A 17,679-nucleotide genomic window follows, 5' to 3' on the forward strand; every position below is an offset into this window, starting at 1 on the left:
GCGAGCATGAAGGGAGAACCGAAAAGCACGTGCTCGGCCCGGAATGAATCCGCGGCCCCGACGGTTGCACCCGTCGGCAAGCAGTCTCCGTACAACCCGGGAGAGAAGCAGATGTCCGTATCGGACGAGACCACCACCGTGAGCGACGGCATCCTCCTGTCGGACGCCGCCGCGGCCAAGGTCAAGGCCCTGCTCGACCAGGAAGGCCGCGAGGACCTGGCGCTGCGCGTCGCCGTGCAGCCGGGTGGCTGCTCCGGCCTGCGCTACCAGCTCTTCTTCGACGAGCGCTCCCTCGACGGTGACGTCGTCAAGGACTTCGACGGCGTCAAGGTCGTCACCGACCGCATGAGCGCCCCGTACCTGGGCGGCGCGTCCATCGACTTCGTGGACACCATCGAGAAGCAGGGCTTCACGATCGACAACCCGAACGCGACGGGCTCCTGCGCCTGCGGCGACTCCTTCAGCTAGCCGAACCTCCCGGCCCACTCGCGGCCGGGACGCGGAACACTCGAAGGCGGCGGTCCCGGATGATCGGGACCCCCGCCTTCGTCGTGTCGTGGGTCGTGCTTTGTGCGTCGTGTCGTGCATGCGCGGACACCGCCCCGGGCGGCGGCCCGTGCCACCCGGGTCCCGTTCGCTACCGCGGCTGTGCCGACCTCGCCTCGGCCCCGGCTTCCTTCCCCTCCTGGATCCCCTTGCCGTCCGACCCCACGACCTTGCGGTCGCCGAGCGGGGCGTCCAGCTGCACCGTCCGGTGGAAGACCTTGGCGATCATGATGCAGACCTTGCCCGACTGCGGCGTGTCGGTCACGGTGACCTCCACCTTCTTGGAGCTCTCGTCCGCCGAGGCCGCGTACTCGGAGCACATCCCGCCCCAGAAGTTCACGGTGAGCTTCTTGCCGTCGACGGTGTAGCCGATGACCTTGACGTCCTGCGCCTTCGGCGCCGTACTGGGCTTCCCGCTCGGTCCGGTCGGCCGCGGGCTCGGCGTCCCGGTCGGCCCCTGCGAGGGCTGCGTCGAGGTCAGGTACCGCGGGTCGACCGCCGGACGCGTCACCGTGAAGCTGTCCTCGGCGCCCTTCGTCCGCACCTCGAACAGCCAGGACGGCACCAGCGTCTGGCGCCCGTCCACGAAGTGCGACGCGAGCCCGAACGTCGCCTTCTGCACGCTCAATGACTCCGCCGCCGGTGCCCGCGTCGAGTGCTCGCACGGCATCTCGTCCTTGTCCTTCAGCGGTACGGGACTGGCGCAGCCGCCGGGCCCCTTGCGTCCGCCGCCCGGTGCCGCGGCCCCGCTCCCGTTCATCAGGTCCAGCGTCTTCTGCGCGCTGACGACGGGATATGTGTCGCCCTTGACCGGTGCCTTCAACTGGCCGCTGCCGCCGGTGACTTCACCCTGCGCGTTGACCTGGATCCCGGTCGTCCAGCCGTAGGTGGGCAGGCCGCCGACCTGCGGGTCCGCGTTCACCACCCGGATCGCGCCCATGAGCTGGCTCGCGTCCAGCTTCGCGTCGTCCTGGCCGACCGCCTTCAGGACGGGGGCGGCCGCCTTCTTCGCGGCCGCCTCGCTCACCGCGTGGGCGGACGGGGCGGCGGGGTCGTTCGCGCACACGGTGGTGCTCTTGCAGTTGTCGGTCCCGGGCGCGTAGCGGTTGAAGGTCCAGGTGCCCGGGGCCCGCTTGTTCACCTGCAGGCTCGGCCCCGCGCCGTCCTTGGTGGGCCCGACCTTCCACACCTCGCCGGTCAGCGTCGGCGTGCCGGTCACGGCGAGGGCTTTGGCGAGACGCGCCACCTCGGCCTTGGTGACCTCACCCTTCGACCAGTACACCGGCGCCGAGTCCGGGCCGCCGGGCAGCTTGCCGTCCGCGTGATAGGTCGCGCCGTAGGGGTTGGGCTCGCCGACCGCGATCCCGGGGCCGCCGCCCTCGGTGTAGCCGTCGAGGGCGAGCGGCGGGGGAGTGCCGTCGCCGCCGGGGGTCCTGGCTGCGCCGTTGCGGTCGGTGCCGTTGCCGGCGGCGGTCGTGGCGAAGTACGCCCCGCCGCCCCCGACCAGCAAAACCGCGGCCGCGACCGAGACGACGGCCACCGGGGAATGCCGCCGGCGCGGCTTGGCCGTCTCGGCGTCCTCGGCCGGATCGGTCGCCTCGTTGTCGGGTCGCTCGGTACTCACCGCATCGCTCCTTCGCCTTCACCGCTGTCCTGGTGATGACCCGCCCCTGTCAAAAGCAGGGCACTGAAGGGTCGTACACCGCATCCCCTTTACGGGGGACAGCGATGGGACGCAGCGGGGGAGCGCACGGTTCCCTCGAAACGCGCTGTCAGTCGCCGTACTCCGACATCGCGTCCAGCAGACGGGCCGACCTGGGCGGCACGGTGACGCCGTGGATGAGTGAGGGGGACACCGGAAGGGGAATGATCCGGTCGGGTGCGGTCCAGTGCGGGACCATCCGGGCGCAGTCGCCGCGCAGCGCCGCGAGGCCGCCTTCGAGGTCGAGCGGGGCGGTGCCGTGGACCTTGAGGTTCGTCATACCGGCACCGTATGCACGTCAGGCACCACGAAGAAAGATCTACTATCGGGTAGTTTCGGCCACTTCTGAGCCCGGCCCGGACCCGATAGCGTGAACTGTCAATCCCCTCGCCTCGCAGGAGCGTGTCCCCGCCGTGCGTATCGCAGTCACCGGCTCCATCGCCACCGACCACCTCATGACCTTCCCCGGCCGTTTCGCCGACCAGCTGGTCGCGGACCAGCTGCACACGGTCTCCCTCTCCTTCCTGGTCGACAACCTCGACGTGCGCCGGGGCGGGGTCGGCGCGAACATCGCCTTCGGCATGGGCCAGCTGGGCACCTCGCCGATCCTGGTCGGTGCCGCGGGCTCCGACTTCGACGAGTACCGCGCCTGGCTTGACCGGCACGGCGTCGACACCGGGTCCGTCCGCATCTCAGAGGTGCTGCACACCGCGCGCTTCGTGTGCACCACGGACGCCGACCACAACCAGATCGGCTCGTTCTACACGGGCGCGATGAGCGAGGCCCGCCTGATCGAGCTCAAGGCGGTCGCGGACCGGGTCGGCGGCCTCGACCTCGTCCTCATCGGCGCGGACGACCCGGAGGCGATGCTCCGCCACACCGAGGAGTGCCGCTCCCGCGCGATCCCCTTCGCCGCCGACTTCTCGCAGCAGATCGCCCGGATGAACGGTGAGGAGATCCGGATACTGCTGGACGGCGCGACGTACCTCTTCTCCAACGAGTACGAGAAGGGGCTCATCGAGTCCAAGACCGGCTGGAACGACGCCGAGATCCTCTCCAAGGTCGGCCACCGCGTCACCACCCTCGGAGCCCGGGGCGTACGCATCGAGCGGTCCGGCGAGGACCCGATCGAGGTCGGCTGCCCCGAGGAGGAGCGCAAGGTCGAGCCGACCGGCGTCGGCGACGCGTTCCGCGCGGGTTTCCTCTCCGGCCTGTCCTGGGGCGTCTCGCTGGAGCGCGCCGCCCAGGTCGGCTGCATGCTCGCCACGCTGGTCATCGAGACGGTCGGCACGCAGGAGTACCGGCTGCGCCGCGCCCACTTCATGGACCGCTTCACCAAGGCGTACGGCCACGAGGCCGCGGCCGAGGTCCGCACCCACCTGGCGTAGCCCGGCGCCCGTGTCGGGTCCCCGGCCGGGAACGTGACACGGGCTCAGGACACCCGGCGGACCACGTAGGCACAGCCGTGGTCCGCCGGCTCCTCGCCGACGTACTCCTGCCCCCGCATCTCGCACCACGCGGGGATGTCCAGCCGTGCCGCCTCGTCGTCCGACAGGACGCGGACGATGCCGCCCACCGGCACGTCCCCGATGACCTTGGCCAGCTCGATCACCGGGATGGGGCAGCGCCTGCCGAGGGCGTCGACGACGAGCACGTCCTCGCCCGCGGCCGCCACCGAGGGCGACGCCGGTGCCCCCAGCTTCTCCCGGACGGCCGCCACCGCGCCCGGCAGGACCGAGAGGAAGCGGTCGACGTCCTCCGCCGGCGTCCCCGGCGGCAGCGACACCCGGACGTTGCCCTCGCTCAGCACCCCCATCGCCTTCAGCACATGGCTGGGCGTCAGCGTGCTGCTCGTACAGGACGAACCGGACGAGACCGAGAAGCCCTCGCGGTCCAGTTCGTGCAGCAGTGTCTCCCCGTCGACATAGAGACAGGAGAAGGTGACGATTCCGGGTACGCGGCGGTCCGGATCGCCGACCACCTCCACGTCCCCGACCAGCTCGGGCACCCGTACACGGATCCGCTCCGTCAGTTCCCGCAGCCGCGCGGCCTCCCCGGCCGCCTCGGCCCGCACCGCGCGCAGCGACGCGGCGGCGGCCACGATCCCGGGAATGTTCTCGAACCCGGCCGCCCGCCCCGACTCCCGCTCGTCCACGGCCCCTTGAGGTGCGAACCGCACCCCTTTGCGTACGACGAGCAGCCCCACACCCGGCGGCCCGCCCCATTTGTGCGCACTCGCCGTGAGCAGGGACCAGTCGCCCTCGACGCGTCCCCAGGCCAGCGACTGTGCCGCGTCCACGAGCAGCGGCACCCCCGCCGCCCGGCACGCGGCGGCGGTCTCGGCCACCGGCTGCTCCGTGCCCACCTCGTGGTTGGCGGACTGGAGACAGGCGAGCGCGGTGTCCGGGCGCAGGGCGGCGGCGAACGCGCCGGGGGCGACGGCGCCGGCGCGGTCCACGGCGACCCGCGTCACCGTCCCGCCCTCCGCCTCGTGCGCGTCCGCCGAATGGAGCACCGAAGAGTGTTCGACCGATGACACGATCAGGTGGCGTCCCACGCGCCGACGGCCCGCCAATGCACCCGAGATCCCGGAGTGCACCGCCCGTGTGCCCGAGGGTGTGAAGACCAGTTCGTCGGGGCGGCAGCCCACCGCGTCGGCGGCCGCCTCGCGCGCCGCGTCGAGCAGCAGCCGGGCCCGCCGCCCCTCGCGGTGGAGGCGGGCGGGGTCTGCCCACCCCTCGTCGAGCGAGGCCTGCAGGGCCTGCCGGGCGACGGGGTGGAGCGGGGCGGCGGACGCCGCGTCGAAGTAGGACACACGACCACGCTAACTCCTGCTCCGGAAGGGCCGTCAGAAGGCGTACGGAGCGGGGCATTCCGGAGGGCCGTGGAAGCCCGTACCAGCAGAACAGCATCCCTTCGGGGTGTCCGGCGGCGCGTTGGGCACCCTCCCCGCGCGACCCCAAATTGCGTCCAGTAGGGTTTGGTCCGCATAAACATCCAAACCCCTGCCCGACGCAGGGCGGCGACCGACCAGCGAGGCCGCAGCCAACCAGCGCGGGCGAGACTCTCGGGAAGGCGCTACGTGAGTCCCAACGGCTCCGACCGCTCGCCGCGGCGCCCGATGCGGCGGAAGCTGCTGCAGGCAATGACTGCGGGCCTGGTCCTGGCGACCGCCACCGGTTGCACATACAAGGACTTTCCCCGCCTTGGTATGCCCACCCCGGTCACGGAGGAGGCTCCCCGGATCCTCTCCCTGTGGCAGGGATCGTGGGCGGCCGCGCTCGCCACCGGCGTGCTGGTCTGGGGCCTGATCCTGTGGGCGACCATCTTCCATCGGCGCAGCCGCACGAAGATCGAAGTTCCCCCGCAGACCCGGTACAACATGCCCATCGAGGCGCTGTACACGGTGGTCCCGCTCATCATCGTCTCGGTGCTCTTCTACTTCACGGCACGCGACGAGTCGAAGCTCCTCGATCTCTCCAAGAAGCCCGACGTCACTGTGAACGTCGTGGGCTACCAGTGGAGTTGGGGCTTCAACTACATCGCGAACGTCGACGGTTCCACCGGTGACGCCAAGACAGACAAGAACCTGGACGCGATTCCGGACCGGTTCAAGAAGGACTTCCCGGCGAACGCCGGCGGTGTCTACGAGGTCGGCACGCCCGGCGAGCGCAATCCGGACACGCACAACCCGGGTCCGACCCTCTGGCTCCCCAAGGGCAAGACGGTCCGCTTCGTCCTCACTTCGCGTGACGTCATCCACTCCTTCTGGGTGGTGCCGTTCCTGATGAAGCAGGACGTCATCCCGGGCCACACCAACTCCTTCCAGGTGACCCCCAACCACGAGGGCACCTTCCTGGGCAAGTGCGCCGAGCTCTGCGGCGTCGACCACTCCCGGATGCTCTTCAACGTGAAGGTCGTCTCTCCCGAGGCTTACGAGGCTCACCTCGCCAAGCTCGCGAAGCAGGGACAGACCGGTTACGTCCCGGCCGGCATTGAGCAGACGGGCCACGAGAAGAACCGGGAGACGAACAACCTGTGAGCATCCTCAACGAACCTCAGGGTGCCGCGGCCGAAGACTCGTACGAGAACGAGCTGCCGGTACGGCGCAAGCAGCCCGGCAACGTCGTGGTCAAGTGGCTCACCACCACCGACCACAAGACGATCGGCACGCTGTACCTGGTCACGTCCTTCGCGTTCTTCTGCATCGGTGGCGTCATGGCGCTGCTCATGCGCGCTGAGCTGGCGCGCCCGGGCACGCAGATCATGTCGAACGAGCAGTTCAACCAGGCGTTCACGATGCACGGCACGATCATGCTGCTGATGTTCGCGACGCCTCTGTTCGCCGGTTTCACGAACTGGATCATGCCGCTGCAGATCGGCGCGCCCGACGTGGCGTTCCCGCGGCTGAACATGTTCGCCTACTGGCTGTACCTGTTCGGCTCGCTGATCGCGGTGGGCGGCTTCCTCACCCCGCAGGGTGCGGCCGACTTCGGCTGGTTCGCCTACAGCCCGCTGTCGGACGCGGTCCGCTCGCCGGGCATCGGCGCCGACATGTGGATCATGGGTCTGGCCTTCTCCGGCTTCGGCACGATCCTCGGTGCGGTCAACTTCATCACCACCATCATCTGCATGCGTGCGCCCGGCATGACCATGTTCCGCATGCCGATCTTCGTGTGGAACGTGCTGCTCACCGCCGTACTGGTGCTGCTGGCCTTCCCGGTCCTGGCTGCCGCGCTGTTCGCCCTGGAGGCGGACCGCAAGTTCGGTGCGCATGTGTTCGACGCCGCCAATGGCGGGGCCCTGCTATGGCAACACCTCTTCTGGTTCTTCGGCCATCCAGAGGTGTACATCATCGCCTTGCCCTTCTTCGGGATCATTTCCGAAGTGATCCCGGTGTTCTCGCGCAAGCCGATGTTCGGTTACATGGGCCTGATCGGCGCCACCATCGCGATCGCCGGTCTCTCCGTGACGGTGTGGGCTCACCACATGTACGTCACCGGCGGCGTGTTGCTCCCGTTCTTCTCCTTCATGACGTTCCTCATCGCCGTGCCAACGGGCGTGAAGTTCTTCAACTGGATCGGAACGATGTGGAAGGGCTCGTTGTCCTTCGAGACACCGATGCTCTGGGCGACCGGCTTCCTGATCACCTTCACCTTCGGTGGTCTGACCGGTGTCATCCTGGCGTCGCCCCCGATGGACTTCCACGTCTCGGACTCGTACTTCGTGGTGGCGCACTTCCACTACGTGGTCTTCGGCACCGTGGTGTTCGCGATGTTCTCCGGCTTCCACTTCTGGTGGCCGAAGATGACCGGCAAGATGCTCGACGAGCGTCTGGGCAAGATCACCTTCTGGACGCTGTTCGTGGGCTTCCACGGCACGTTCCTCGTCCAGCACTGGCTGGGCGCGGAGGGTATGCCGCGCCGGTACGCGGACTACCTCGCGGCCGACGGCTTCACCGCCCTGAACACGATCTCGACGATCTGTTCGTTCCTGCTCGGCCTGTCGATCCTGCCGTTCCTCTACAACGTGTGGAAGACGGCCAAGTACGGCAAGAAGGTCGAGGTCGACGACCCGTGGGGCTACGGCCGTTCGCTGGAGTGGGCCACCTCGTGCCCGCCGCCGCGGCACAACTTCCTCACGCTGCCCCGGATCCGCTCCGAATCCCCGGCGTTCGATCTTCATCACCCGGAGATCGTCGCCATGGAGCAGCTTGAGCTCAGCGGCCACGGTGCCGGCGCCCTCGCGGGTGGCAAGGAGGCCGGCAAGTGAAGATCCAGGGCAAGATGTTCATCTGGCTGGCCGTCTTCATCCTCGCCATGGCGATCGTCTACGGCGTGTGGTCGAAGGAGCCTGCCGGCACCACGGCGCTCTTCCTGGGCTTCGGCCTGAGCGTCATGATCGGCTTCTACCTGTCCTTCACGGCCCAGCGTGTCGACGCCGGTGCCCAGGACAACAAGGAGGCCGACGTCGCGGACGACGCCGGTGAGGTGGGCTTCTTCAGCCCGCACAGCTGGCAGCCGCTGGCCCTCGGCATCGGTGGTGCGCTCGCCTTCATGGGCGTCATCTTCGGCTGGTGGCTGATGTACTTCTCGGCACCGGTCATCATGATCGGCCTGTGGGGCTGGGTCTTCGAGTACTACCGCGGTGAGAACCGCACCCAGTAGCACGCGCTGAGCGCTCTGGAGCCCGGACACTCCGTCAGGAGGGTCCGGGCTCCCTCTTTTGCCACACACGCTGTCCCTCGTCCGAGTTACCCACCGCGCCGGTGCTGACGAAGCTCCATAGCGTGAGTCCATGAGCCACTCACCGCGAATCCGCACGGTCGTCAGCTGCACCACGCTGGTCGTCGCCCTCGGCGCGGGCGCCACCGCCTGCGGCTCGGGCGGCCAACCCCTGTCGGCCAAGCCGTACGACGCGGCAGGTCAGATCTCCTTCAACAGCCCCACCGGCGGCGGGAAGAAGGTCGACCCCGACAAGCCCCTGGAGATCACCACCGAGGGCGACGACGGGCGCATCACCGACGTGACGGCCACGGACGCGACCGGGCGGTACGTGGCGGGCGAACTCGCCGCAGACGGGGGCCGCTGGCACAGCACCTCCCCGCTCGCCGCCGGCGCCCGCTACACGGTGCGGGTGAGCACGGAGGACGACGACGGCGCCCCCGGCCGCAAGGTCGTCACCTTCGGCACCAGCACCCCGAAGACCAAGAAGCGCCTGAAGGTGACGTTCGGGCCGCAGAAGGGCAAGTACGGCGTCGGCCAGCCCGTCACCGCCGAACTCAGCGCCCCCGTCAAGGACAAGGCCGCCCGGGCCGTCGTGGAGCGCGCCCTGCGCGTCGATTCGACGCCCGCCGTGGAGGGCGCCTGGCACTGGGTGGACGACAAGACGCTGCACTACCGCCCCAAGGACTACTGGCCCGCCAACTCCACCGTCCTGGCGCACAGTAACCTCTCGGGCGTCAAGGTCGCCGAACGGCTCTGGGGCGCCGACGTGAAGCCCCTGAAGCTCACCATCGGCGACCGCCTCATCGCGGTGACGGACGCGTCCTCGCACTCCATGACCGTCTACAAGAACGGCAAGGAGATCAACGAGATCCCCGTCACCACCGGCAAGCCCGGCTTCGAGACCCGCAACGGCGTCAAGGTCGTACTGGGCAAGGAGTACTTCGTACGGATGCGCGGTACCAGCATCGGCATCGCCGAGGGCAGCTCCGACTCGTACGACCTGCCCGTGTACTACGCCACCCGCGTGACCTGGAGCGGCGAATACGTGCACGCCGCGCCCTGGTCCGTGGGCGAGCAGGGGTACGCCAACGTCAGCCACGGCTGCACCGGGATGAGCACCAGTGACGCCGAGTGGTTCTTCGACCACGTCCGCGAGGGCGACATCGTGAAGGTCGTCAACTCCAACGGCGACACGATGGACCCGTTCGGCAACGGCTTCGGCGACTGGAACCTCGGCTGGAAGAAATGGCGCACCGGCAGCGCCCTCCTGAAGGGCACGCCGGACGGTCCCAGCCCGGCGGACAGGGCCCGCCTGAGGCCGGAGAGTGTCTGAGGCGCCCCGCAAGGGGCGCGGGGAACGGCGCGAGCAACCAAAGACTGCCCGCGGTCGCCGGACGGCGGGCAGTCCCGAACCCTCAGGCGCTCAGCGCCGCCCTCTGACGGAGCAGAGAGGCCAAGGAGGCCGCGAACTCCACCGGATCGACCGGCAAGGTCACCGCGGCGTCCGCACGGCTCCACGTGGCCAGCCAGGCGTCCTGCGGGCGGCCGATGAGGACGAGCACGGGCGGGCAGTTGAAGATCTCGTCCTTGATCTGGCGGCAGACGCCCATTCCGCCCATCGGAGCGGCCTCCCCGTCCAGGACGCAGACGTCGATGCCGCCCCGGTCCAGTTCCTTGATGACGGCTGCGTGTGTCGCGCACTCGATGAACTCGACCTGAGGCACGTCGGCGGCCGGCCTGCGGCCCGTCGCGAGCCGTACCTGCTCCCGGGTGTTGGAGTCGTCGCTGTAGACCAGCACCGTGGCGGTCGGCTGCATTGTTCCTCCGCGCATCTAGAAGACACAGTTTCCGCGACTTTGGCGTCGTACGGGCGTGAACCGATGCGCGGATGCTACTCCTCCGGACACCTCGTCAACCACGGTTCGGACAGGGCTTCGATGGGCCATACGGGCAGGACACACGCCGCGGACACTCCGAACGGCACCCCCCGGGGTGAGGGCGGGATAAGCGACCGACATAATGTCGGTCGTGGCGACAGCAACGACAGTAGAAACAGGGCACGCGCACCCGTCGGTCAATCGGCCGAACCTCACCAGCGTCGGAACCATCATCTGGCTGAGTTCCGAGCTGATGTTCTTCGCGGCCCTCTTCGCGATGTACTTCACCCTGCGATCGGTGACCGGGCCGGATCACTGGAAGGAAATGGCGTCCAGCCTGAACTTCCCGTTCTCCGCGACGAACACCACGATCCTGGTGCTCTCCTCCCTGACCTGCCAGCTCGGCGTGTTCGCCGCCGAGCGCGGGGATGTGAAGAAGCTCCGGGGCTGGTTCATCGTCACCTTCATCATGGGTGCGATCTTCATCGGCGGTCAGGTCTTCGAGTACACCGAACTGGTCAAGAAGGACGGGCTCTCGCTCTCCTCCGACCCGTACGGCTCGGTGTTCTACCTGACCACCGGCTTCCACGGTCTGCATGTGACCGGCGGCCTCATCGCCTTCCTGTTCGTCCTCGGCAGGACGTACGCGGCCAAGAGGTTCACCCATGAGCAGGCAACCGCCGCCATCGTCGTGTCCTACTACTGGCACTTCGTCGATGTGGTCTGGATCGGCCTCTTCGCCACGATCTACATGATCAAGTAATCGGGCGAACCGCCCGAAACATCCAGAAGCACCGACGCAGAAGATCCTGACACCGGGGTAATCCGTGAAAAAGCTCTCCGCACGACGACGCCATCCGCTGGCGGCGGTCGTCGTCCTACTCCTCGCGCTGGCATGCACAGGGGGGCTGTACGCCGCGTTCGCACCCGCGAGCAAGGCGCAGGCCGATGACACCGCCCAGTCCCTCGCCATCGACGAGGGCAAGAAGATCTACTCCGTGGGCTGCGCAACCTGCCACGGAACCGGCGGTCAGGGCACCTCCGACGGGCCGAGCCTGGTGGGGGTCGGCGCCGCGGCGGTCGACTTCCAGGTCGGCACCGGCCGTATGCCGGCCCAGCAGCCCGGTGCCCAGGTGCCGAAGAAGAAGGTCATCTACTCGCAGGCCGACATCGACCAGCTCGCGGCGTACATCGCCTCGCTCGGCGCCGGTCCCTCGGTTCCGACGAAGAACCAGGTCAGCCCGGAGGGCGCGGACATCGCCAAGGGCGGCGAGCTCTTCCGCACCAACTGCGCGCAGTGCCACAACTTCACCGGCAAGGGCGGTGCGCTGACCCACGGCAAGTTCGCGCCGGACCTTGAAGGTGTGGACCCGAAGCACATCTACGAGGCCATGCAGACCGGCCCGCAGAACATGCCGTCCTTCCCCGACACGACGCTGTCGGAGAAGAACAAGAAGGACATCATCGCGTACCTCGACGCGGTCAACGGTGACGACACCGAGAGCCCCGGCGGCCTCGAGCTGGGCGGTCTCGGACCGGTCAGCGAGGGACTGTTCGCCTGGATCTTCGGCCTCGGCGCCCTGATCGCCGTCGCCGTCTGGGTCGCCGCTCGGACCGCAAAGGCCAAGAAGTCATGAGTAGCCAAGAGATTCCAGAAGAGAACCTGCCGGTAGCGCAGGACGACGAGCACGGTCACGGCACGGTCGCCGTCGCGGACGAGAAGAACCCGTTCGCCAACCCCGGCCTGCCGCCCCACGAGCACCGCGTCCAGGACATCGACGAGGAGGCCGCCAAGCGCTCCGAGCGCGTCGTCGCCTTCCTGTTCACGCTGTCGATGCTGGCCACCGTGGGCTTCATCGCCTCGTACGTGGCGATCCCGAACGACAAGGCGATCTACGTCTTCCCGATCGGGCACATCAGCGCGCTGAACTTCGCGCTGGGAATGACCCTCGGTATCGCGCTCTTCACCATCGGCGCGGGGGCGGTCCACTGGGCCCGCACCCTGATGTCCGACGTGGAGATCGCGGACGAGCGTCACCCGATCGAGGCCCCGCCCGAGGTCAAGGCCAAGGTCATGGCCGACTTCAGGGACGGCGCAAGGGAGTCGGCGCTCGGCCGCCGCAAGCTGATCCGCAACACGATGTTCGGCGCGCTGGCCCTGTTCCCGCTCTCCGGCGTCATGCTGCTGCGCGACCTCGGCCCGCTGCCCGGCACCAAGCTGCGTCACACGCTCTGGTCCAAGGGCAAGCTGCTCGTCAACATGAACACCAACGAGCCGCTGCGTGCCTCGGACGTCGTGGTCGGTTCGCTGACGTTCGCCAAGCCCGAGGGCCTGGAGGAGCACGACGAGGACTTCCAGAAGGAGATCGCCAAGACTGCCCTGATGATCGTCCGGCTCCAGCCGGACAACATCAAGGACAAGAAGGAACTCGAGTGGTCCCACGAGGGAATCGTGGCCTACTCGAAGATCTGCACCCACGTCGGTTGCCCGATCTCCCTGTACGAGCAGCAGACGCACCACGTCCTCTGCCCGTGCCACCAGTCCACCTTCGACCTCTCCGACGGTGCCCGAGTGATCTTCGGCCCGGCCGGTCACGCCCTGCCGCAGTTGCGCATCGGTGTGAACGCAGACGGCTACCTCGAGGCGCTCGGCGACTTCGAAGAGCCCGTCGGTCCTGCATTCTGGGAGCGCGGATGAGCACTACCACCACCTCCGACTCGCGTTCGCGCGAGAAGGCGCCCGCCGGTGAGCGGGTGGCCGACTGGGCCGACGGCCGTCTGGGGATCTACTCCCTGGCCAAGTCCAACATGCGCAAGATCTTCCCCGACCACTGGTCGTTCATGTTGGGTGAGGTCTGCCTCTACAGCTTCATCATCATCATCCTCACGGGTGTGTACCTGACGCTGTTCTTCCACCCCTCGATGAACGAGGTGGTGTACGACGGCAGCTACGTCCCGTTGCAGGGTCAGCTGATGTCCGAGGCGTTCAACTCGACCATGCACATCTCCTTCGAGGTGCGCGGTGGTCTGCTGATCCGGCAGATCCACCACTGGGCGGCGCTGATCTTCCTCGCCGGCATGTTCGTGCACATGATGCGCGTGTTCTTCACGGGTGCGTTCCGCAAGCCCCGTGAGGTCAACTGGCTGTTCGGCTTCCTGCTGTTCGTCCTGGGCATGTTCACCGGCTTCACCGGTTACTCGCTCCCGGACGACCTGCTCTCCGGCACCGGTGTCCGCTTCATGGAGGGCGCGGTCCTGTCCGTGCCGATCGTCGGCACGTACCTGTCGTTCTTCCTCTTCGGCGGAGAGTTCCCGGGCGGCGACTTCGTGGCCCGCTTCTACTCGATCCACGTACTGCTGCTGCCGGGCATCATGCTCGGCCTGGTCGTCGGCCACCTGATCCTGGTCTTCTACCACAAGCACACGCAGTTCGCGGGCCCCGGAAAGACCAACAAGAACGTCGTCGGCATGCCGCTGCTGCCGGTCTACATGGCCAAGGCCGGAGGCTTCTTCTTCCTGGTCTTCGGTGTCATCGCGGTCATCGCGGCGATCGCCTCGATCAACCCGATCTGGGCCATGGGTCCCTACCGTCCGGACCAGGTGTCCACCGGCGCCCAGCCCGACTGGTACATGGGCTTCTCCGAGGGCCTGATCCGTGTCATGCCGGGCTGGGAGATCAACCTCTGGGGTCACACGCTCGTCCTGGGCGTGTTCATCCCGCTGATGATCTTCCCGCTGGTCCTGGTCGCGATCGCGGTCTACCCGTTCATCGAGTCCTGGGTCACCGGCGACAAGCGCGAGCACCACATCCTGGACCGCCCGCGCAACGTCCCGACCCGCACGGCCTTCGGTGCCGCGTGGATCAGCTGGTACTTCGTCCTGCTCGTCGGTGGTGGCAACGACCTCTGGGCCACGCACTTCCACCTGTCGATCAACTCGATCACCTGGTTCGTCCGGATCGCGTTCTTCGTCGTACCGGTGCTCGTGTTCATCGCCACCAAGCGGATCTGCCTCGGCCTCCAGCGTCGCGACCACGACAAGGTGCTGCACGGCCGTGAGTCGGGCATCATCAAGCGCCTGCCGCACGGTGAGTTCGTCGAGATCCACGAGCCGCTCAGCCAGGACGCGCTGCACACCCTCACCGCGCACGAGCAGTACCGGCCCGCCGAGATCGGCCCGACGGTCGACGAGAACGGTGTCGAGCGCAAGGTGAGCGGCACGCAGAAGCTGCGCGCCAAGCTCAGCAAGGGCTACTACGGGGAGAACAACCAGATCCCCAAGCCCACCGTCGAGGAGTACAAGGAGATCACGAGCGGCCACGGCCACCACTGATCCCCGCCCAGCGGTACTGATCGCCACGGCAGGAGCCCCGTCCAGTTCATGGACGGGGCTCTTTGCCGTCCGCGGCCCTGGATAGGGTGGACCCAGCTTGTACGTGTCTACGAACCCAGGAGCGGCAATGAGTGCTGTGACCCCCGCTGGAGGCGATATCGCGGCGGGCCGTTCCTGGCCCGAGGTGCTGAACGGCCTCCTCGACGGCCGTGACCAGAGCGCGGACCACACCGCCTGGGCGATGGACCGCATCCTGCGCGGTGAGGCGACCGACGCCCAGATCGCCGGCTTCATGGTCGCGCTGCGCGCCAAGGGCGAGACCGTCGAGGAGATCACCGGGCTCGTCCGGACGATGTACGAGCACGCGAACGTGATCGAGGTGCCGGGCGAGACCGTCGACATCGTCGGAACGGGGGGCGACGGCGCAAAGACCGTCAACATCTCCACCATGTCGGCGATCGTCGTGGCCGGCACGGGCGCCAAGGTCGTCAAGCACGGCAACCGCGCCGCGTCCTCCGCGTCCGGCTCCTCCGACGTACTGGAGAAGCTCGGCGTCAACCTGAACCTGAGCGTGAAGCGGGTCGCCGAGGTCGCCGAGGAGGCCGGGATCACCTTCTGCTTCGCCGTGAAGTTCCATCCGGCGCTGCGTCATGTGGCCGCCGCACGCGGCCAGTTGGGCATCCGTACGACGTTCAACGCCCTTGGCCCGCTCACCAACCCCGCCCGGGTGAAGGCGCAGGCCGTCGGCGTCGCGGACCCCCGTATGGCGCCCATCGTGGCCGGCGTCCTCGCCGAGCGCGGCAACTCCTCGCTCGTCTTCCGGGGTGACGACGGCCTGGACGAGCTGACGACCACCGCCACCTCCCACGTCTGGGTAGTCAGGGACGGCAAGGTGCGCGAGGAGTCCTTCGACCCGCGCGACACCGGCCTCGCCCTCGTCCCCGTCGAGGCGCTCGGCGGCGGCGACCCCTCGTACAACGCGGAGGTCGCCCGACGGCTGCTGAACGGCGAGACCGGCCCCGTACGGGACGCGGTGCTGCTGAACTCGGCGGCCGCGCTGGTGGCTCTCTCGCCGGGCGACGGAACCCTCGCGGACCAGCTGCGCGCCGGAATGGAGAAGGCGGCCGAGGCCATCGACTCCGGGGCCGCCAAGCGGGTCCTGGAGCGGTGGGTGGCGGCCAGCAACGCCTGAGCCGTACGTGATGTGACGCGAGGCGCAGTCCGGATCCTGGACTGCGCCTTGCGCGTCGAAGATCGTGTGGCAAGATGCTGTACCAGGTCATGAGCGACAGTCATGAGGCCCCGGCCGACTGTCCGGCAACCCTCCGTCCGTGGCGGGGTGCCCCGGGTGAAGACCAGGCCGTAGGCAGCGAGGTCTACGGCAAGCGCGGACCCCTGCGCACTCATTTCGAGTGGCGCATCCCTGGGGTCCTGGTCCTCAAGGGAGCAGTCTCGTGAGCAAGCGAATGCGATAGGGCTTTTCGAAGCCCCTTTTCCGCACCCTTCTTTTCACCTCCTCCTGCGCTGAGCCATACCCGTCGACGGGTGCTCGCGCAGCGCTGTGCCTTTCTGGGGGATACCCCCAGACCCCCGCGCCTGCCTCTCACGGGAGTTCGCCATGTCTGTCTCCACCGCTGCCGCCGACCAGACCCTTTGTACCCCTCTGCCCGTTCTGGGCCGGGATGTGACCGTCCCGCTCGTCACCGGTGGCGAGGTCACCTACGCCGCCCTCGACTACGCGGCCAGCGCCCCGGCACTCCAGCGGGTGTGGGACGACGTCGCCGCGTACGCCCCCTACTACGGCAGCGTGCACCGTGGCGCCGGGTACCTCTCGCAGCTGTCCACCGACCTGTTCGAGAACGCCCGCGTGACCGTCGCCGAGTTCCTGGACTGTCGTGAGGACGACCAGGTCGTCTTCACCCGGTCCACCACCGACTCCCTCAACCTGCTCGCCGCCGCTCTCCCGGCCGACTGCCAGGTCTTCGTCTTCGAGACCGAGCACCACGCCTCGCTGCTGCCCTGGCGGGACGCCCGGGTGACTTACCTGAACGCCCCGCGCACCCCCGGCGAGGCCGTCGCCACCCTGGAGCGCGCCCTCGCCGACCGCGACCCCTACGGCCCGGCCCTCGTCTGCGTCACCGGCGCCTCGAACGTCACCGGTGAGCTGTGGCCGGTGCGTGAGCTGGCCGCCGCCGCCCACGCGCACGGCTCCCGCATCGTCCTGGACGCCGCGCAGCTCGCCCCGCACCACCCGGTGTCCGTGCAGGACCTCGACGTCGACTGGGTCGCCTTCTCCGGGCACAAGCTGTACGCGCCCTTCGGCTCCGGCGTCCTCGCCGGCCGCTCCGACTGGCTGCGTGCTGCCGAGCCGTACCTCGCGGGCGGCGGCGCCAGCCGCAAGGTCGCGCGGCGCGAGGACGGGGGAGTGGACGTCGAGTGGCACGACACGGCCGCCCGCCACGAGGCCGGTTCCCCGAACGTCATCGGCGTCTACTCCATCGCGTCGGCCTGCAAGGCCCTGACCGAGGCCGGCTTCGACACACTGGTCGCCCGCGAGCAGCAGCTGATCGACACGGTCCGCGAGGGCCTCGCCGAGGTCCCCGAGGTGCGTGTGCTCTCGCTGTTCGGCGACGACGCCCCGCGCGTCGGTGTCCTCTCCTTCGTCGTCGAGGGCTGGAACAGCTCGCACTTCGCCGCCGCGCTCTCCGCCGAGTACGGCATCGGCGTCCGCGACGGCCTGTTCTGCGCGCACCCGCTGGTCCGCACCCTGCTGGGCAGCGACCCCGGGACCCAGGGCGAGTGCGGTGCCCCCGAGGCGGCGCCCGGGGAGAAGTCCCTCAACGCCATCCGCGTCAGCTTCGGTGCCGGTACGCCCGACGAGCACGTGGAGCGTTTCGTGCGCGCGGTGAAGGAGCTGGTCCGCGACGGTGCGCGGTGGCAGTACCGGACCGAGGGCGGGCGCTGCGTGCCGGCGGTCTGAGCCTTTGTGAGGCGG

General features: G+C 68.5%; 16 protein-coding genes and 1 riboswitch. Of the genes, 12 read left to right on the top strand and 4 right to left on the bottom strand.

Annotated features, from left to right (window positions below; all coding sequences use genetic code 11):
* Window positions 1–111: 111 nt before the first annotated feature.
* Window positions 112–468, top strand: a complete 357-nt coding sequence (locus tag ACN6LB_RS11795; protein ID WP_159692765.1) for a HesB/IscA family protein — start codon at window positions 112–114, stop codon at window positions 466–468.
* A 169-nt stretch (window positions 469–637) separates the two neighbouring features.
* Here ACN6LB_RS11795 and ACN6LB_RS11800 read toward each other — a convergent pair whose 3' ends face one another.
* On the bottom strand, window positions 638–2,170 hold the full coding sequence (locus ACN6LB_RS11800) for a hypothetical protein (RefSeq protein ID WP_445025774.1): 1,533 nt from the start codon (window positions 2,168–2,170) through the stop codon (window positions 638–640).
* A gap of 148 nt (window positions 2,171–2,318) precedes the next feature.
* On the bottom strand, window positions 2,319–2,528 hold the full coding sequence (locus ACN6LB_RS11805; protein WP_356143089.1) for a hypothetical protein: 210 nt from the start codon (window positions 2,526–2,528) through the stop codon (window positions 2,319–2,321).
* Window positions 2,529–2,661: 133 nt separating this feature from the next.
* Here ACN6LB_RS11805 and ACN6LB_RS11810 point away from each other — a divergent pair, with 133 nt between their 5' ends.
* On the top strand, window positions 2,662–3,636 hold the full coding sequence (locus ACN6LB_RS11810) for a carbohydrate kinase family protein (RefSeq protein WP_356143087.1): 975 nt from the start codon (window positions 2,662–2,664) through the stop codon (window positions 3,634–3,636).
* Between the two features lie 44 nt (window positions 3,637–3,680).
* Here ACN6LB_RS11810 and ACN6LB_RS11815 read toward each other — a convergent pair whose 3' ends face one another.
* On the bottom strand, window positions 3,681–5,063 hold the full coding sequence (locus ACN6LB_RS11815) for a cysteine desulfurase/sulfurtransferase TusA family protein (RefSeq protein WP_445025775.1): 1,383 nt from the start codon (window positions 5,061–5,063) through the stop codon (window positions 3,681–3,683).
* A 267-nt stretch (window positions 5,064–5,330) separates the two neighbouring features.
* On the opposite strand from ACN6LB_RS11815, the gene ctaC reads away from it, so the two are divergent.
* The 4 genes from ctaC to ACN6LB_RS11835 all read left to right on the top strand — a co-directional run bounded on the left by ctaC (window position 5,331) and on the right by ACN6LB_RS11835 (window position 9,808).
* The gene (gene ctaC, locus ACN6LB_RS11820; RefSeq protein ID WP_356143083.1) at window positions 5,331–6,290 is read left to right on the top strand and encodes an aa3-type cytochrome oxidase subunit II; all 960 of its coding nucleotides are present in this window, start codon (window positions 5,331–5,333) and stop codon (window positions 6,288–6,290) included.
* Window positions 6,287–8,020 carry an aa3-type cytochrome oxidase subunit I gene (gene ctaD, locus ACN6LB_RS11825; RefSeq protein ID WP_356143081.1) on the top strand — a complete coding sequence of 578 codons (1,734 nt, stop codon included), beginning with the start codon at window positions 6,287–6,289 and terminating at the stop codon, window positions 8,018–8,020. The genes ctaC and ctaD overlap by 4 nt, the downstream gene beginning before the upstream one ends.
* Window positions 8,017–8,415: a cytochrome c oxidase subunit 4 gene (locus ACN6LB_RS11830; RefSeq protein ID WP_356143079.1), complete on the top strand. Its 399-nt coding sequence runs from the start codon at window positions 8,017–8,019 to the stop codon at window positions 8,413–8,415. Before ctaD ends, ACN6LB_RS11830 begins: the two co-directional genes overlap by 4 nt.
* 130 nt (window positions 8,416–8,545) lie before the next feature.
* Complete coding sequence (locus ACN6LB_RS11835) at window positions 8,546–9,808, top strand: Ig-like domain-containing protein (RefSeq protein ID WP_445025776.1); 1,263 nt, start codon at window positions 8,546–8,548, stop codon at window positions 9,806–9,808.
* Window positions 9,809–9,890: 82 nt separating this feature from the next.
* Here the strand turns inward: ACN6LB_RS11835 and ACN6LB_RS11840 are convergent, their stop codons facing one another.
* Window positions 9,891–10,292 (bottom strand): hypothetical protein, encoded by a 402-nt coding sequence (locus ACN6LB_RS11840; RefSeq protein ID WP_445025777.1) that lies wholly within the window; start codon window positions 10,290–10,292, stop codon window positions 9,891–9,893.
* A 202-nt stretch (window positions 10,293–10,494) separates the two neighbouring features.
* Here ACN6LB_RS11840 and ctaE point away from each other — a divergent pair, with 202 nt between their 5' ends.
* The 6 genes from ctaE to ACN6LB_RS11870 all read left to right on the top strand — a co-directional run bounded on the left by ctaE (window position 10,495) and on the right by ACN6LB_RS11870 (window position 17,664).
* Window positions 10,495–11,115, top strand: coding sequence for an aa3-type cytochrome oxidase subunit III (gene ctaE / locus ACN6LB_RS11845; protein WP_356143073.1), 621 nt, complete (start codon window positions 10,495–10,497; stop codon window positions 11,113–11,115).
* A 64-nt stretch (window positions 11,116–11,179) separates the two neighbouring features.
* A complete protein-coding gene (gene qcrC, locus ACN6LB_RS11850) occupies window positions 11,180–11,989 on the top strand; it encodes a cytochrome bc1 complex diheme cytochrome c subunit (protein WP_356143071.1) in 810 nt (269 codons plus the stop codon).
* Window positions 11,986–13,050 (top strand): cytochrome bc1 complex Rieske iron-sulfur subunit, encoded by a 1,065-nt coding sequence (gene qcrA / locus ACN6LB_RS11855; RefSeq protein WP_445025778.1) that lies wholly within the window; start codon window positions 11,986–11,988, stop codon window positions 13,048–13,050. The genes qcrC and qcrA overlap by 4 nt, the downstream gene beginning before the upstream one ends.
* Window positions 13,047–14,684, top strand: a complete 1,638-nt coding sequence (gene qcrB / locus ACN6LB_RS11860) for a cytochrome bc1 complex cytochrome b subunit (RefSeq protein ID WP_356143067.1) — start codon at window positions 13,047–13,049, stop codon at window positions 14,682–14,684. Before qcrA ends, qcrB begins: the two co-directional genes overlap by 4 nt.
* A gap of 127 nt (window positions 14,685–14,811) precedes the next feature.
* Entirely contained in the window at window positions 14,812–15,876 is a 1,065-nt protein-coding gene (gene trpD, locus ACN6LB_RS11865; RefSeq protein ID WP_356143065.1) for an anthranilate phosphoribosyltransferase, read from the top strand.
* An 85-nt stretch (window positions 15,877–15,961) separates the two neighbouring features.
* Window positions 15,962–16,078, top strand: a riboswitch (SAM riboswitch).
* 224 nt (window positions 16,079–16,302) lie between these two features.
* On the top strand, window positions 16,303–17,664 hold the full coding sequence (locus ACN6LB_RS11870; protein ID WP_445025779.1) for an aminotransferase class V-fold PLP-dependent enzyme: 1,362 nt from the start codon (window positions 16,303–16,305) through the stop codon (window positions 17,662–17,664).
* Window positions 17,665–17,679 lie beyond the last annotated feature (15 nt).

It is taken from the genome of Streptomyces sp. SAS_270, assembly GCF_052543295.1.

Excerpts from the sequence above, each read along its gene's own strand:
- ACN6LB_RS11805 (WP_356143089.1), bottom strand. The coding sequence starts at position 2,528 with ATGACGAACCTCAAGGTCCACGGCACCGCCCCGCTCGACCTCGAAGGC.
- ACN6LB_RS11840 (WP_445025777.1), bottom strand. The coding sequence starts at position 10,292 with ATGCAGCCGACCGCCACGGTGCTGGTCTACAGCGACGACTCCAACACC.
- ACN6LB_RS11870 (WP_445025779.1), top strand. The coding sequence starts at position 16,303 with ATGTCTGTCTCCACCGCTGCCGCCGACCAGACCCTTTGTACCCCTCTG.
- qcrA (WP_445025778.1), top strand. The coding sequence starts at position 11,986 with ATGAGTAGCCAAGAGATTCCAGAAGAGAACCTGCCGGTAGCGCAGGAC.
- ACN6LB_RS11795 (WP_159692765.1), top strand. The coding sequence starts at position 112 with ATGTCCGTATCGGACGAGACCACCACCGTGAGCGACGGCATCCTCCTG.
- ctaE (WP_356143073.1), top strand. The coding sequence starts at position 10,495 with ATGTCGGTCGTGGCGACAGCAACGACAGTAGAAACAGGGCACGCGCAC.
- ACN6LB_RS11835 (WP_445025776.1), top strand. The coding sequence starts at position 8,546 with ATGAGCCACTCACCGCGAATCCGCACGGTCGTCAGCTGCACCACGCTG.
- qcrB (WP_356143067.1), top strand. The coding sequence starts at position 13,047 with ATGAGCACTACCACCACCTCCGACTCGCGTTCGCGCGAGAAGGCGCCC.
- trpD (WP_356143065.1), top strand. The coding sequence starts at position 14,812 with ATGAGTGCTGTGACCCCCGCTGGAGGCGATATCGCGGCGGGCCGTTCC.